9 protein-coding genes are annotated in these 15,270 nt (G+C 55.4%); 7 read left to right on the top strand and 2 right to left on the bottom strand.

The features are described from left to right. Positions 1 to 119: 119 nt before the first annotated feature. Positions 120 to 1,343 carry a mandelate racemase/muconate lactonizing enzyme family protein gene (locus tag P8Z34_15075; protein ID MEJ2551995.1) on the bottom strand — a complete coding sequence of 408 codons (1,224 nt, stop codon included), beginning with the start codon at positions 1,341 to 1,343 and terminating at the stop codon, positions 120 to 122. Between the two features lie 250 nt (positions 1,344 to 1,593). On the opposite strand from P8Z34_15075, the gene P8Z34_15070 reads away from it, so the two are divergent. The 5 genes from P8Z34_15070 to P8Z34_15050 all read left to right on the top strand — a co-directional run bounded on the left by P8Z34_15070 (position 1,594) and on the right by P8Z34_15050 (position 10,262). Further along, on the top strand, positions 1,594 to 5,064 hold the full coding sequence (locus P8Z34_15070; GenBank protein ID MEJ2551994.1) for a hypothetical protein: 3,471 nt from the start codon (positions 1,594 to 1,596) through the stop codon (positions 5,062 to 5,064). 112 nt (positions 5,065 to 5,176) lie between these two features. Continuing rightward, entirely contained in the window at positions 5,177 to 7,453 is a 2,277-nt protein-coding gene (locus tag P8Z34_15065; protein MEJ2551993.1) for a glycoside hydrolase family 3 C-terminal domain-containing protein, read from the top strand. A gap of 203 nt (positions 7,454 to 7,656) precedes the next feature. After that, positions 7,657 to 8,484 (top strand): alpha/beta hydrolase, encoded by an 828-nt coding sequence (locus P8Z34_15060; protein ID MEJ2551992.1) that lies wholly within the window; start codon positions 7,657 to 7,659, stop codon positions 8,482 to 8,484. 138 nt (positions 8,485 to 8,622) lie between these two features. After that, entirely contained in the window at positions 8,623 to 9,783 is a 1,161-nt protein-coding gene (locus tag P8Z34_15055; GenBank protein ID MEJ2551991.1) for a DUF362 domain-containing protein, read from the top strand. An 11-nt stretch (positions 9,784 to 9,794) separates the two neighbouring features. Further along, complete coding sequence (locus P8Z34_15050) at positions 9,795 to 10,262, top strand: GNAT family N-acetyltransferase (GenBank protein MEJ2551990.1); 468 nt, start codon at positions 9,795 to 9,797, stop codon at positions 10,260 to 10,262. A gap of 90 nt (positions 10,263 to 10,352) precedes the next feature. Here P8Z34_15050 and P8Z34_15045 read toward each other — a convergent pair whose 3' ends face one another. Next, complete coding sequence (locus P8Z34_15045) at positions 10,353 to 12,266, bottom strand: hypothetical protein (GenBank protein MEJ2551989.1); 1,914 nt, start codon at positions 12,264 to 12,266, stop codon at positions 10,353 to 10,355. 389 nt (positions 12,267 to 12,655) lie between these two features. On the opposite strand from P8Z34_15045, the gene P8Z34_15040 reads away from it, so the two are divergent. Together P8Z34_15040 and P8Z34_15035 are read left to right on the top strand one after the other, a co-directional pair. Further along, positions 12,656 to 14,452 (top strand): tetratricopeptide repeat protein, encoded by a 1,797-nt coding sequence (locus P8Z34_15040; protein ID MEJ2551988.1) that lies wholly within the window; start codon positions 12,656 to 12,658, stop codon positions 14,450 to 14,452. A 91-nt stretch (positions 14,453 to 14,543) separates the two neighbouring features. After that, the coding region (locus P8Z34_15035; protein MEJ2551987.1) for a hypothetical protein at positions 14,544 to 15,270 on the top strand (727 nt) is incomplete at its 3' end.

The following is a 15,270-nucleotide window of genomic DNA, read 5'->3' as shown; positions in this document are numbered from 1 at the left end:
CGAACACGGTCAAGCGGCACGTCAAGTCGATCTTCGCCAAACTCGACGTCAATTCCCGCGCCGCCGCCTCCGCGCATGCGATCCGCATGGGCCTGGGGGGCAAGGTGCGGGAGGAGTGATCACGCCTCCTTCCGTTTCTTGAGCGCCAGTGCGGTCCTGAGTCCCTTCTCGCGAATGACCTTGATCTTCAATCCGGTTTCCGTCAGGCGGAAGAAGCGCTTGCCATACTTGCGCAGGAGCTTCTTGTCGATCTCGAAGCCCAGGCCGGGACGGGTAATGGGCTGCAGCATGGCGTTCTCATCAGGCAGGATCGGCGCGATGATCCCCTCGCGGTACTGCGGGATCCAGGAGGGCGGCTCGAGGGGATATTCCAGCGGGAGGCGGTTCTCGCCGTCGGCGAGGACGAGGTTCCAATTGACGTAGAAACCGACCCCGTTGGTCCAGGTGTGAGGGGAAAACAGGCGTTTTTTGTTGTGGCAGGCTTCGATCACCTTCATCACCTGGGCGATGCCGCCGGCGAACGTGGCGTCCGGCTGGTAGATGTCGAAGCAGTCTTTCTCGAACATGATCTTCATCTCGTCCCAGCCGTAGTTCAATTCTGCGCCGGCGATCATCACCGACGAGGCCTTTTTGAGCGCCGCGTTGCCGTCGTAGTCGCGCGAATCGAGCGGCTCTTCGAGCCACTTGATTCCGTTGGCCTGGCAGGCGCGGGCGAACTCCGCGGCCCGGTCGAAGTCCCAGGCGGGCACACGATCCACGATGGAAACGAGCCATCCCTGATTGGCGTCCACCCCCAGTTCGAAATCGTCCCCCACGCCTTTGCGCACGACCTCGATGTGGCGGATGTCGTCCTTCAATTCGTGGTTCTTCACGCGCAGCTTGGCCGTCTTGAAACCGCGCTGTTTCATGGCCAGCAGTTCGTCGACGCGCCGCTCGGGCTCGTGCATTTCCCCCGTGGAGCAGTACACCGGGATCGGCCGCGCCGTCCCGCCCAGCAGTTCGTAGACGGCTTTTCCCTGGGCCTTGCCCATGATGTCCCAGCAGGCGGGTTCGATCCAGAAATTGCGCCAGCCGAGAAACCCCGCCTGTTTGAGCAGGCTCTGCACGCGGTCGATGTCCGTGGGATCCGTGCCGAGCAGGTACCCGCCCAACAGGTCGCCCAATCCTTCGCGCTCCACGCCCAGGGCGGTGCCCGCCGAATACCCCTCGATACCATCGTCCGTGGTGAGTTTGACGAGCGTGAAGCGGTTGTGGGTTTGCGGATAGCCCGGGATCCACGTCGGCCAGAAGGTCTCTTTCAATGGAACGGACACGTGGTAGAGTTCGATCTCGGCGATCTTCATGTTCGCTAATCCTCTCTGTGATGTTGTGGGGAAACGGACTGCATTCATTATTCGACAGGACGGGATGATTTGTCAACTCGGGGCACGCAAAATAGAATGGGAACGGATCGTGCTGCAAACCGCAGCCTCAACCTCGAGCTTATCTCTGTACAGGCTGGGAACTGTTGTCATCGTATAATGAAGGTGATCGATCGGCGCTGCGCACGGGTCCCGCGGGCCGATTTCTGTTCTGTGAGGAGAAAATAAAAACGTGAGTACGCCTGAAGACAGGATCTACATCGGGGAGCAGGTGTATCGCACCGGAAGCGCCCGCGTTTCCGGTGGGTTGCTCTCCTTCCTCGGCGAGCAGTATTATCGCATCCAGAATTACGACCGCATGGAACCGTTCTTCATGAGCCTGGTCAGCAGCGCGGATCATTGGCTGTTCGTTTCAAGCACCGGCGGCCTGACCGCCGGCCGGCGCAGCGCCGATTCGGCACTGTTCCCATACGACACGGATGACAAAGTCGCAGCGAGCAGTTCCCACACGGGACACAAAGCGGTGCTGCTGGCCAGGAAAGACGGGCGGACGTATCTCTGGGAGCCGTTCTCGGAGCGATACGCCGGTGTGTATCGAGTTGAAAGGGATTTATACAAGAACGTCTACGGAGACAAGCTGGTTTTCGAGGAAACCAATCAGGACCTGGGTCTGACCTACCGCTACGCCTGGAGAACCAGCGATCGATTCGGCTTCGTCAAGACGGCCTGGCTGAAAGACGTATCGGGCAGCGGGTGCTTCGTGACGCTGATCGACGGTCTGCAGAACATCCTGCCCTACGGCGCGAACGTGCAGGTGCAGCGGTTGTTCAGCAATCTGCTCAACGCCTACAAGCGGAACGAGGTCGATGCGGAGACCGGGCTTGGCATTTTCGCCCTCAGCTCGAGTCTGACGGACCTGGCGGAACCGAGCGAATCGCTGCGGGCGACGACCGTTTGGCAGGTCGGGCTGGACGATGCCCGCTATCTTCTATGCTCGCGTCAATTGGCGGCCTTCGAGTGCGGCGGGGAAGTCGTTGGGGAAACCGACGTGCGCGGCCGTCCGGGGGCTTATCTGGTCCATGCGGCTTTCGACCTGGCGCCCGCCGGGGAACGATCGTGGCACTTCGTAGCCGAGGTCAACCAGGATCATGGCTGCATCGTCTCGCTCGAGAACATGCTCCGCAGCAACGAGGCGGCTTTGTGCAGACAGCTCGAAGAGGACATCGAGAGCGGCACCGAAGATCTCGTCTCCATCGTCGCCGGCGCGGACGGTTTACAGGCGTCGGGGGACCGCTTGAGCGTGGTGCACCACTTTTCCAACACGCTCTTCAACATCATGCGCGGTGGCGTCTTCGCCGACAATTACACGATCGACAAAGAAGATCTGCGGGACTTCTTCGCGGTGCGCAACCGGCCCGTGTTGGGGAATTCCACGGCTTTCTTCGCGGGTCTGCCGGAAGAATTCGGCATCAACACCCTGCTGGCATCCGCTGCCAACAGTGGACGGGCCGATTTGCAGCGCCTGTGCTATCAATACCTGCCGCTCACTTTCAGCCGCAGACACGGCGACCCGAGCCGCCCGTGGAATCAGTTTTCGATCAACGTCAAGCGGCCGGATGGAACTCGAGCGCTGGACTACGAGGGGAATTGGCGCGACATCTTTCAGAACTGGGAAGCGCTGGCTTACAGCTATCCCGAATTTGTGGAGAGCATGATCTCCAGTTTCGTCTGTGCCACGACCGCCGACGGATACAATCCCTATCGAGTGACCCGTTCCGGCATCGAGTGGGAAAAACCGAGCCCGGGAAGGGCCTGGGCCAACATCGGCTTCTGGGGGGATCACCAGATCGTCTACTTGCAGCGTCTTCTGGAGATCTCAGATAAATTTCACCCGGGCAGGCTTCACGCCCTGTTGAAGCGCAGGATCTTCAGCCACGCCAACGTCCCGTACCGGATCAAACCGTACCGCGCCATCCTGGACGACTGGTACGACACCATCGTTTTCGACCGTGAGCTGGACGAGCGGATCGCCGCAGTCGTTGATGAAATGGGCACAGACGGAAGGCTGGTTCTGGACGCCGACGGGCGCGTCTTCCACGTCAGTCTGGCGGAGAAGCTGATCATCCTGCTGCTGGCCAAGCTGGCCAACTTCGTGCCGGAGGGCGGCATCTGGATGAACACGCAGCGCCCGGAGTGGAACGACGCCAACAATGCGCTGGTGGGCAAAGGCATGTCCGTCGTCACCCTGTGCTACCTGCGGCGCTTCGTGGAATTCCTCCGGGAACTGATGAGGTCGTTCGAGGCAGCCGCCGTCGACGTGACCCGCGAAACGAAGCAGGCCTTTGACAGGATTTTGGGGATTCTGCAAGAGCACGAGGAGGCGCTTGACGCCGGCTTCGACGATCGCTGGCGCCGGGCGGTGATGGACGCCCTCGGAGAAGCCGGAAGCGACTACAGGCAGCGTGTTTATCGGGGAAGCTTCGCTGGAGATTTTGAGCGCCTGGATTTGGAAGACTTGTCGGGTTTCCTGGCGTTGGCCCAACGCTACATCGAGCACACGCTGCGGGCAAACCGGCGCGAGGACGGTCTGTATCATGCCTATAACGTGCTGCATATCGGCGGCGGCAGTGCATCGGTCGGCCATCTGTACGAGATGCTGGAAGGGCAGGTGGCGATCCTGTCCTCGGGCCTGTTGTCTGGCGAAGAGTCGCTCGCCTTGCTGCAAACCTTGCGCGAAAGCAAGTTGTATCGCGCCGACCAGCACAGCTACATTCTCTACCCGGATCGAGACCTGCCCGGCTTCTTTTCCAAGAACCGCCTGCCCCCCGAGCGGGTGAAAGAATCCGTCCTGCTCAGCCGGCTGATCGAGGAGGGAGATCGCACGCTGATCGTGAAGGACGAGAATGGAATGTGCCATTTTCCGGGAGACTTCAGGAACGTGAAGGACGTCGAGCGCGCCCTGGCCGGCCTGAGGCAGAAAGAGGAATACGCCGGTTTCGTCGATGCGGAATACGACGCGATCCGGGAGCTGTTCGAGGCCGTGTTCGATCACGCCTCCTTTACCGGCCGTTCGGGGACGTTCTTCGCCTACGAAGGGCTGGGCAGCATCTACTGGCACATGGTTTCCAAGCTGCTGCTCGCCGTTCAGGAATCGCTGCTTCGGGCACGTGCGCAGGGCGAGCCGGGTCCCATCGTCCAGGCCCTGGTCGACATCTACGCTGATGTTCGCAGCGGAATTGGCTTCAACAAACCGCCGCAGGTCTACGGCGCCTTCCCGACCGATCCGTATTCTCACACACCGGCCGGCCAGGGGGCGAAGCAGCCGGGTATGACCGGACAGGTCAAGGAGGAATTGCTGGCGCGTTGGGCGGAATTGGGCGTTTTCGTCCGGGAAGGCAGGCTCGTTTTCGATCCGCTGATGCTGCGCAGTGAAGAATTCGCGCCGCAAGAGACCGCCTTCGCATACGTCGACGCACGCGGCAATGCGCGCTCGATCGATCTGCCGCCCCGGTCGCTGGCGTATACGTTCTGCCAGGTGCCCGTCGTGTGTATCCATTCCGACGCCAATGATGTTGAAATCGCCTATTCAGATGGCCGTTTGCGTCAGGCCAGCGGACGCCGCCTGGATGTTGAGACGAGTCAGCAAATCTTCAGACGTGACGGGAACGTTGAGAGGATAACCGTCTGCCTGCATCCGGGTTAAAATGCCGGGTTCCAAAAAACGGCCGCCGGCAGCGGCATCAGTATGCTCCGTCTACATTGAATCGACCGGCAGTCTTCTTCGGAATTCGCAAATCTCAAAGGATAGGAGAGCCATGTCACAAGCGCAAACCGTTATCAAACAAATGACCCTCGAAGAAAAGGCCGCAATCTGCACTGGAGCCAGCACGTGGACGACCGTGCAAATCGAACGGCTGGGCCTTCCTGCAATAACCATGTCAGATGGCCCGCACGGCGTACGCAGGGTGCCCGATGGTAAATCGCTGATATTGTCGAGCCTGCCGGCCACCTGCTTCCCCACGGCCTCCTGCCTGGCTTCAACCTGGGATATCGATCTACTCCGCAAGATGGGCGAGGCCATGGCTGAAGAGTGTATCGCCTTGAACGTTGATGTCATTCTCGGTCCCGGTGTGAACATGAAACGTTCCCCGCTGTGTGGTCGGAACTTTGAATATCTCTCCGAAGATCCTTTCCTTGCCGGAGAATTGGCGGCCGGCCTGGTCGCTGGGATACAGGGGAAAGGTGTGGGCACCTCGGTCAAACATTTTACTGCGAACAATCAGGAGTTCCAGCGATTGAGTATCAGCGCTGAAATCGATGATCGCACGTTGTACGAGATTTATTTGCCGGCGTTCGAGACCGTCGTAAAGAAAGCCCGGCCTTGGACGGTGATGTGCGCTTATAACAAACTCAACGGCACCTACTGTTCTGAAAACCACAGATTGTTGGTAGACATCCTTAAAAATGAATGGGGGTTTGAAGGATTGGTTGTTTCCGATTGGGGCGCCGTTCACGATCGCGTCGTCGCACTCCGTGGTGGCCTTGATCTGGAAATGCCTGGTCCACAAGACAGCCGCGTTCAAGCCGTCGTTGAGGCCGTCCGTTCGGGCGATTTGGACGAAGACACGCTGGACGAGTCGGTGGAGCGCATCCTCAAGGTCGTTTTCAAGGCGCAGAAAACACCCAAAAGGGGCAAATTCGATGCGGAAGTGCACCATGCCCTGGCACGCAAAATTGCCGGCGATGGCATCGTCTTGCTTAAGAACGAGGGCATCCTGCCGTTGAAAGGGCGGCAGCATATCGCCGTAATCGGACGATCGGCCGAGGCGCCGTACTTCCAGGGAGGCGGCAGCTCGCACATCAACCCCACGCAGGTGGACATTCCGTTCAAGGAACTACAGGAACAAGCCGGTGAAGCGGAGTTGAGTTATGCTGAAGGCTACGCCGCCGATGAAGACTTCCGCAAAATTTTGGTTGATCAAGCTGTAGAGTTGGCCCAATCCGCAGACGTGGCATTGCTCTTTATTGCACCACCTCTCAACAAGGAGTCCGAGGGTTACGATCGAACGGGACTCGATCTGTCTGCCCCACAGTTGGCGTTGATCAAAGCGGTCGCGGAGGCGCAGCCCAACACTGTCGTCATATTGAACAACGGTGCACCGGTGGCCATGAGCGAATGGATCGACGATGTACCCGCCGTGCTCGAGGCGTGGATGATGGGCCAGGCCGGAGCCGGCGCTGTTGCCGACGTGCTGTTTGGCAAGCTGAACCCCAGCGGCAAGCTGGCGGAAACCTTCCCCGTCAAAGCGGTCGATGTGCCGGCTTACATCAATTGGCCGGGCGGCGCCGGTGAAGTCCGATACGGCGAGGGGATTTTCATCGGCTATCGTTACTATGATGCGAAAGAGATGCCGGTGCTCTTCCCCTTCGGCCACGGATTGAGTTACACGAGTTTTGCGTATGACAATCCCCGGGTCTCCGCTTCGTCCATCAAAGACGTTGACGGCCTGACGGTGTCTGTGGACGTCACGAACACGGGCGGTATGGCCGGGAAGGAAATCGTTCAGGTTTATGTGCGCGATCACGAATCTGAGTTGATGCGTCCGGAAAAGGAATTGAAAGGTTTTGCGAAGGTCGCGCTTGAACCCGGCGAAACAAAATCCATTTCGATCGATCTGGATTTCCGTTCGTTTGCCTACTACCACCCGAGATACAGGCAGTGGATAACCGAGGACGGGGATTTCGATATTCTCATCGGCGCCTCGGCTGCGGATATCCGCTGCTCTTTGACCGTGACTCTGGAATCGACCCTCGAGCTGCCGTGCTTGATCGATCGAGAATCTACGATTCGCGAGTGGCTGGCCGATCCGCGCAGCAGCGTGGTCTTGATGCCGATTTACGAGCAGATCCAGGCCCGGAGTCGAGAACTCTTCGGCACGGGCGATGACGAGGACGCCAGTATGGATTTGATGGCCATGCTTGGTGATATGCCGCTTGTGAGTGTTCTCAGATTCCAACAGAGGGCTTTAACCATGCCCGCTGATGAGATGGTCGATGGCTTGCTGATGCAATTGCATGGGAAAGGGCAATAACCCATTCATTAAAATTTGCTGGTTCTGGCAGCTTGAATCGGTCATCTTCTTCTCCTCTATGTGGGAGCAGCGAGTGTTTCGCTACCCCCACATAGGCTGAATCCTAAGGCATAATTAAGTGATGGTTTCTGAACTTCAGCATGGTAGAGAGCAGAATTTCCACGCTGCGATATCATTTCTGCATCTCTGTTACAGGTGAATCGATGCATCAATGGACGACAGGGAATATCGACATCCACGGAACGAGGCTTCATTATTACCGCAGCGGTGCTTCAAAACCACCCATGGTGCTGGTTCATGGCATAACCGATGATGGATTGTGTTGGTCGCCCGCTGCCGAGGTGTTGTCTGACGAGTATGACGTGGTCATGGTCGATTTGCGCGGGCACGGGAAATCAGACGCCCCGGAAGAAGGTTACGATCGGATGACCATGGCTGCGGAGTTATCGGAATTCATAATTCGTTTGGGGTTTGAAAAACCGATTTTAATCGGCCATTCATTAGGTGGAATGGTTGTATTAACATTGGCCAGCCTCGCCCCGGATTTGCCGCTGGCGGTCGTTGTTGAAGATTCTCCTCCATATTGGCGCGAACACTCGCTCTCGCCCGATGAAGTTGAAACTCGAGCCGGGATGCGTATGTGGATGTGTGATTTGAAACGCAAAACCCGGGATGAACTGCTGGAAATAGCCCGCTCGGAGAATCCATCCTGGTCGGAGGCGGAGTTGGGTCCCTGGGCGGATTCGAAGCATCGTTTCAGCCTGAAAATCACCCATATCATTGATGCACTGGATTCTGACCCAAAGGATGCATCAACGCTTCTAACCCGTATCACCTGTCCGGTGCTCCTGATCACAGCGGACCCGGAACGGGGAGCCATCCTGACGGATGAAGATGCGACGGAGCTGGAAAAATCCATACCGCACATCAAACAGGTTCACATCCCGGGAGCAGGTCACAACATCCGTCGAGAGCAGTTTTCCTCGTACATGGAAGCGGTGCAGGCATTTTTACGTCAAGTGCGTACATAACGTAGATATCGTTGTCGTCCAGGTTCCAGGCATGTGCGCTCATGTGATTGTCCTAAAATAGCGTGTCTACTCGCAACGCAGATTAACGAACCTATAATGTAATGAAATTTGGATTGTTATTCTCGAAAGGATAAAGCGATGACCAGTACGGTGTATTACGGATCCCCGCGGCAGGCGCAGCTCAAAGCGGAGGAAAGCCTGCCCGCCAAACTCGATCTCATCATCGAAAAGTTGAAGATTCGTGAAAGGGTGAAGGATGAGACCGTCGCCATCAAGCTGCATCTCGGCAACAACGTCGGTTATTCCGTCATCCATCCGGTGTTCGTGCGCAAGATTGTTGAAGCCGTCAAAGACGGCGGCGGGAAACCATTCGTTTGCGACATCGCCTGGGACACGGCCAGCGCGGCGGAACGCGGCTACACGCCCGAGGTCCTGGGATGCCCGGTATTTCCCGTGGGCGGTCCCAACGGGGAGTATTATTACGCGCACGAGAGAAAATTCAAGAATATCAGCGAGTGGAAGGTCGCCGGTATGGTTCAGGACGCCAGTTTTTTGGTCAATTTCGCCCACGCCAAGGGGCACCCTACGTGCGGCTATGGCGGTGTTTTCAAAAACATCGCCCTGGGATGTATGGTCGGCTCCACCCGCTCCGCCATGCACGACACTTGCCATTACGATCCCTACTGGTTCCCGGAAAATGCCGGCCAGGGTGACTACGAGAAAATCATCGCCTCCTGCCCGCACAAAGCCATTTCCGAAGACAAAGAAAGCCCGGGAGACCTGCACCTTCACATCGAACCTTGCAACCAGTGCGGCCGCTGCCTGGAAGTGGCGCCGCCGGGAAGCTGGAAGATCGACCCCGTCAATTTCCACGTCTTTCAAGAAGCCTGTGCCAACAGCGTGGACCTCACGCTTTCCACGTTCGAACCGGGCAAACACGTCCATCTGGTGCTGGCCACCCACATGACCCCCGTGTGTGACTGCTTCGGGTTTACCGGCATGCCGGTCTTGCCCGATGCGGGTATCTTCGGTTCGGATGACATCGTCGCCCTGGACCAGGCCGTGTTGGACAAGATCGGCGAGTCGCAGTTGATCGAGGAGAACATCCCCACCAGCATGGAAGTCCACACTCGAGAGGGGCATCCTCTCCAATGGCTCCACGGGCCGCTCAAAGATCCCTACAAGGTCGTGGAGTACGGCGAGACGCTCGGACTCGGCAGTCGAAAATTCAAGTTGGAAGACGTTTACCCGGTCAAAGAAGATGCCTTCGGGTCGATGGGCTATATCCCCGCAGAATGAGGTCCGACAGCATGCGTATCGATTATCTTGCCGATCATACCGATGTGATGCTTGAACTTGCTTCGATACATTGTGCGTTTTTCGGGCGCTTCAAACCCGACATGACGCCCGAGAGTCGCGCGCGCGAGCTTGGCAAGCGAAGCGGAAAAACATCCATTCCCCTCACACTGGTCGCGCTCGATCAGAAAATCCCCATCGGATCTGTGTCGCTCGTCGAACACGACCTGGACAGTCGTCCGGATTTATCGCCGTGGGTCGCTTCCGTCGTCGTACGCTCCGATTACCAGCGCCAGGGTGCAGGTACGGCTTTGATGCGGCGCATCGAAACCGAAGCGGTGAAGCTGGGGATAAAAAAGCTGTATTTATTTACGCCCGACATGGAAGTCTTTTATAGAACGTTGAATTGGGTGACCATCGGACAAGAGATATTCAAGAAGCGATTTGAAGTGACGCTGATGGAGAAGAAGATCCTGGCTTAACGCGCCGCGCCCGCAGTTTGCTCACCTGATGCAGGGATCTGCAGCGGTCGTTGATTGCCATTATGAGACACGGTCAGGCGTAGAGAAGACTCATTCTTGATCGTCTCTATGCGTCTCCCTTTGATTCGTTCTATCCGAATCGCGAAACCACATCCAGCCACACAGCCCCAGGCCAATCAGAGTCAGCAATAATCCCAATGGAGCGTCCCAGGGGAGGTAGCGGAATTCGTAGAGGTGCCTGCCGGCTGGCGCTTCGACCTGAAGCCATTCATCGCCGATCAGCTCCACGCGTTCCCCATCCCGCCACGCCCGCCACCCCGACCAGGTGTTTTCCTGAACCACCAATTCGCCGGGAGCCGGGTTATTACAGGTTACTTGGATGAAACCGCCTGAGCCTACGGCTTCACAAACTTGATCGCCCTCGGGACTCGTCACCGCAGCATAATTCACGTATTCCCGTTCGTAGATTGGAATCCCATCCGCCTCCCCGACCAGTGTTGCCGGATCCGGTGGTGGTCCTGGTCGGCTGGCCTCCAATTTGGCCAGCGGAAAAGGACGGTCCTTCCAATTCCAGGGTCGAATGCCCGGGCTGAGTTTGAGTCCCATGGATATAGCCGCCTCGATGTAATGGTGTTCGCCGAAGGGCGGCTCGACCCACTGCAAAGTAGGTGTCCGAAGTTCCTCAAGCAGATCGTAGACATGATCCCCAATTTCGGTGGTGTAGATCCAATACTGGGAGAATTCATTGCACTTCTTCAGATTCAGGATCAAGGGGATCAAGAGAAGCCATTTGATCGAGAGGGACCGGCTGTTGGTTTGTGGTCCGGCACCGTAGGTCAGGCTGAGAGAAGGCCAGGGGTGCTTGAGGAGACGATCGAGGCCGTAAGCGGCAAGCGCCAGAATGGGAGGAACGACCAACCCTGTGATCAGGGCGGGATGTCGGATTCCTCCCAGCGCGGGGAACAATTTAACTCCCCATTTCAAGAGAACGGCGCTGCCGATCAGGAATTCGATCAGGATCACCGCTGCCAGGTAGCCGTTGCGCGAACGATCTTCTCTCTTTGTCCAGGCGAGCCCTACGACTGCCAATATCACCGCCGTCCAGCCGATGAAAAGAGTATAGAGATACGCATAAGGATATTTCTGAAGGCTGCTATTTAAGTAGAATTCATGCTCGTCGATGACCAGATTGAGCGGCAAGTATTGCAGCGGCTGAGCGGTCGTAAAATTGGGATCGGCGTCCTTCACGAAGTTGGGCAGGAAATGAAAGAGCGGGACCAGAAACACTGCTGCCAGAAGCAGCGCACAACCGGCGGCCATCAAATAGGGTCGTAACTGCCGGCGTATGCCCTGGCCCGTATCCAAAAACAATATGGGCAAAGCCAGCATGGATGCAGCCATGCCGATTTGAATGTAACCTTGGCCGGATAGCAACGCGGATGCTACGGCTAAAGCCAGCAAGACGATTGACTTCCTGCTGCCGTCCCGCCTCACGGCTAATACCGCGGGAAATACAAGGCTGCACATGGACATCGACAATAACACACCGAACACGCCGAGTTCCATTTTTCCGGCGAGTTGCCCACCCGCGACGGCCACCAACGCGCTCCACATGCGAGGCAGCCATCCTACTTTCATTTCCCTCGCCAGCCACCACTGAGCTACGCCCCCGAAGAAGAAAGCGAGCACGATTGCCGCCTTGGAGCCGTTGATTACGCCCCAGATCGTCGTTGTCAGCATGACGATCGGATGCAGCATACTCCCATGGAGATCCACTAAGGCAGGGTTGCCTCCGCGTGTGGAGCCGTTCCAGAACGCACACCAGCCACACTCTCCGACCTGCGCCCATAGGTTGTGAGTTTGAATGCTGGAAATGAACTCGCGTCCGGCCGGGACCACTTGAGGGTTGAAGTCAAGATAATCTCTGCCGATCCATACTGCCCAGGCTGCAATCACCAAGATCTCGAAAACCAGGAGAAGCTTTTCTCGATGCCGCTGGAACATAATGCCTCCTGACAGCTCGTTCAGGTACGTTCATGCCTCGATACGCGTCGGGGTGCTGTGCGCTGATATTCTAGCCGAGAGGAGTGGGATGCGAAACTGCTATTTATGTGGAAGAATCACTCCTGAAATATATGATTCTACAGGAAGGGATATCCAACCGAATAACGGTCATGAAGCATTCTATATTTTCGGGTGGAATATATGCTGCAAAGATAAAGGAGTGAGATGATTTTGGATTCACGAAAGAAGATAAAGAAGTGCGTGTGGTGGGGGCACAAAATACCGGTTAACTCAGATTGTAATAATTCTGTTCGTCAGCTATATTCTATAGGTGCACCTGACTTTTCTGGATAGATAACAGAAATTCTTTATTGGGTGGGGAGCGGCTTATGAATGATGAAAATTACTTAGAGGGAATAGCCGCAGCAAAGAGGGGAGACTGGGAAAAGGCACGTAAGCTATTCATAGAGGCCGTGAAACAGGATCCTAAATTTGTAGATGGTTGGTTAGCGCTGGGGTGTAGTTTAAAAGATTTTTCAGAAAAGGAGTTTTGTTTCAAACGAGCTCTGGCGCTTGATCCCGAGAATATAAACGCTCTGCGTTTTTTACAGAAACTTCATGGGCAACGAGTTGCATTGAGTGAGGCGACGAGTACACTCGTGCTTGCTGAAATGCTGCAATTAGATGTGAGCCAGCGGATTACCATCGTTAACGATGATGTCGAATTGGCCTTACGTGCCATGCAGGAAAGCCGCTATACCGAAGCGGTTTTGATTTGGGATGAAATAATAGCGACGGTCCCAGAATACGCGGAAGCGTATTTCCAACGAGGTGTCTGCTACGACCGGCTTACAGAGACCCAACGTATCTACGACGAAACGCTGGCAATGGCTCAACGAGCTTACACCGATTTCACCAGGGCAATTGAGTTGGGGCCGCCGAAAGGCGAGTACTACTACATGCGGGCTATTAGCGCCGGGACCTTAGCGGGCATGCAGGAATTTTATGTGGATAAACTGCCTTATCTTGAACAGAATTTAGAGGATCGTCTCCAGGCATACGCACTAGGCGACAGCAATCCTTGGGAAACGCGCTCTGTCGGGATTGCTTTGCGAACCGCTGGATATTGTAAAGAATCCTTGGACTACTTTCTACGCCTAGAGGAAGAAAGGAGCACGAGAGGGCGCAATAAAACACGCAGCGGTTCCATACCCAGTGGCATAGCAGATGCCTATTACTGTTTAGGGGATATCGAAAATGCGGTGACATATAAAGAAGTTGCGATAAATAATGCCATCACTAGAGGGGACTCAACTGAAGATTATGTGCGTGATTACGCGCGTTTCCTTTATGCTCAGGGGAGATACGAAGAAGCGTTGGATGTGATGAATGTATTGATCGAAGCAATGCCGTATTATGGTGGGAATCGTTATTACATTCGGGCGCTGCTTCATTACGCACTCGGTCAACCGGAGTTGGCACAGGAGGATATCGAATTTGGCGCCGGGCAGACCTGGGGACAGTATGGAGTACGAGCTTATGTCTTGGGCCAATTGGCATTGGATGAGGGGGATGAGGAGATGGGTTTGTATTGGCTTCAATTAGCCGAGGCTTCTTTATCACCAACCGAAAATCCTGTTTTACTAGCGAGCGCTCGAGAAATGATTCTTCAATTAGACGGAAATTTTCTTTATCCAATACCCTCCCCAACCGAAGTGGCAACTCGTACACCAATCCCGGTGGTTGCCGATTATGTCTACTTCACTCCGACGCCACCGGCGCCAATCCCCGAACCGATTTTAGTAAATTTCAGTGGAACAGGTTTTCTCCACTTCTCGTCTGGTGAAGCACAGGTGTTCTTGTTTCGACCTCAAGGCTATCACACGATAGAGGAAGTCGTGTCTCTGAGCGTGTACATGCTGGGAGTCTATCCAAGTGAATCAGCTTCGCTAAGAATATCTTTTCTACCGATCGATGGTGGTGACTTTGGGAAAGCAGTATATCTATCCGAAGGAGAGAATCGGATCTCCGATCCGGAAAGTTTCGTAACTTCCGCTGGCTACGTGTATGTAAAAATCATCAATATGGGCTTGGAACCAACCGTGATTGATGATGTCCGTATACGTCTCGAGGCGATCGATCCAGAGGGCACAGAGGTTGTCTATGGCTATGTCGATAACGAGTAAGCGTTCTCGAGTGCTTCGCAGGTTGTTGATTCCCGGGATGTTGGGATTCATATTCGGAGCGTGTATTGGAGCCTTCGGAGCGGGTTGGATTATGGTGCAAAAAACTGTTGGAGAGCTACAAGAGCCAAGGGTTACGAGTACAGTGGATTCTAATCAATTATCTCCAACCCAGTCGCCAGATGACTATTACGGAGTAATTAATGAGATTCAGAGATTCATATATCAAGATTTTTCAACTGCGATCTCAGGGTTGAAGGAAGCAATGGAGACCGTTTCCAACAGCCTCGATCAAGCGCTTGCTCATAGCTATTTAGTCTTCGCATACGAGATCAGAGGCGACCATGAACTTGCCGTTGCACATTACCAACAAGTACAGAATCTCGTGCAGCCATCGATCGACGAGTCTTCCGATCCTTGGGACGTAAGCCGAGCTTTCGAGTATGTCGTTCGTTCCGCTGTGACGGTGGGAGATCTAGATACAGCGCAGCAGGAATACGAGGCAATGAAAGCGCGGATTGAGTCGCTGATCGGGGAAATTAACGAGGCTCCCACATTGGCGCGGGTATATCGGAATTTGATCGAAGCTGCATCTGAAGTGATGGAATATGAAGAGACGGAAAAATACTTTACGGAAATGGAGACACAGCTTTCACCCATGCTTGATAACCTTACCACCGCGGAGGAAATCGGTCTCGCGTATTACCAACTCGTACAAGCAGCCAACATTGTTGGAGATTCGAACCGATCAGAGATATACAATCAAGCGTTGATTGATAGGCTCAAGCCTTTGCGTAAGGGAATCAGCGACGAGAAAATGC

The organism is Anaerolineales bacterium (assembly GCA_037382465.1).
Taxonomy (GTDB): Bacteria; Chloroflexota; Anaerolineae; order Anaerolineales; family E44-bin32; genus WVZH01.
The sequence above is the reverse complement of the archived record's forward strand: the minus strand, read 5'-3'. Positions and strand labels throughout refer to the sequence as shown.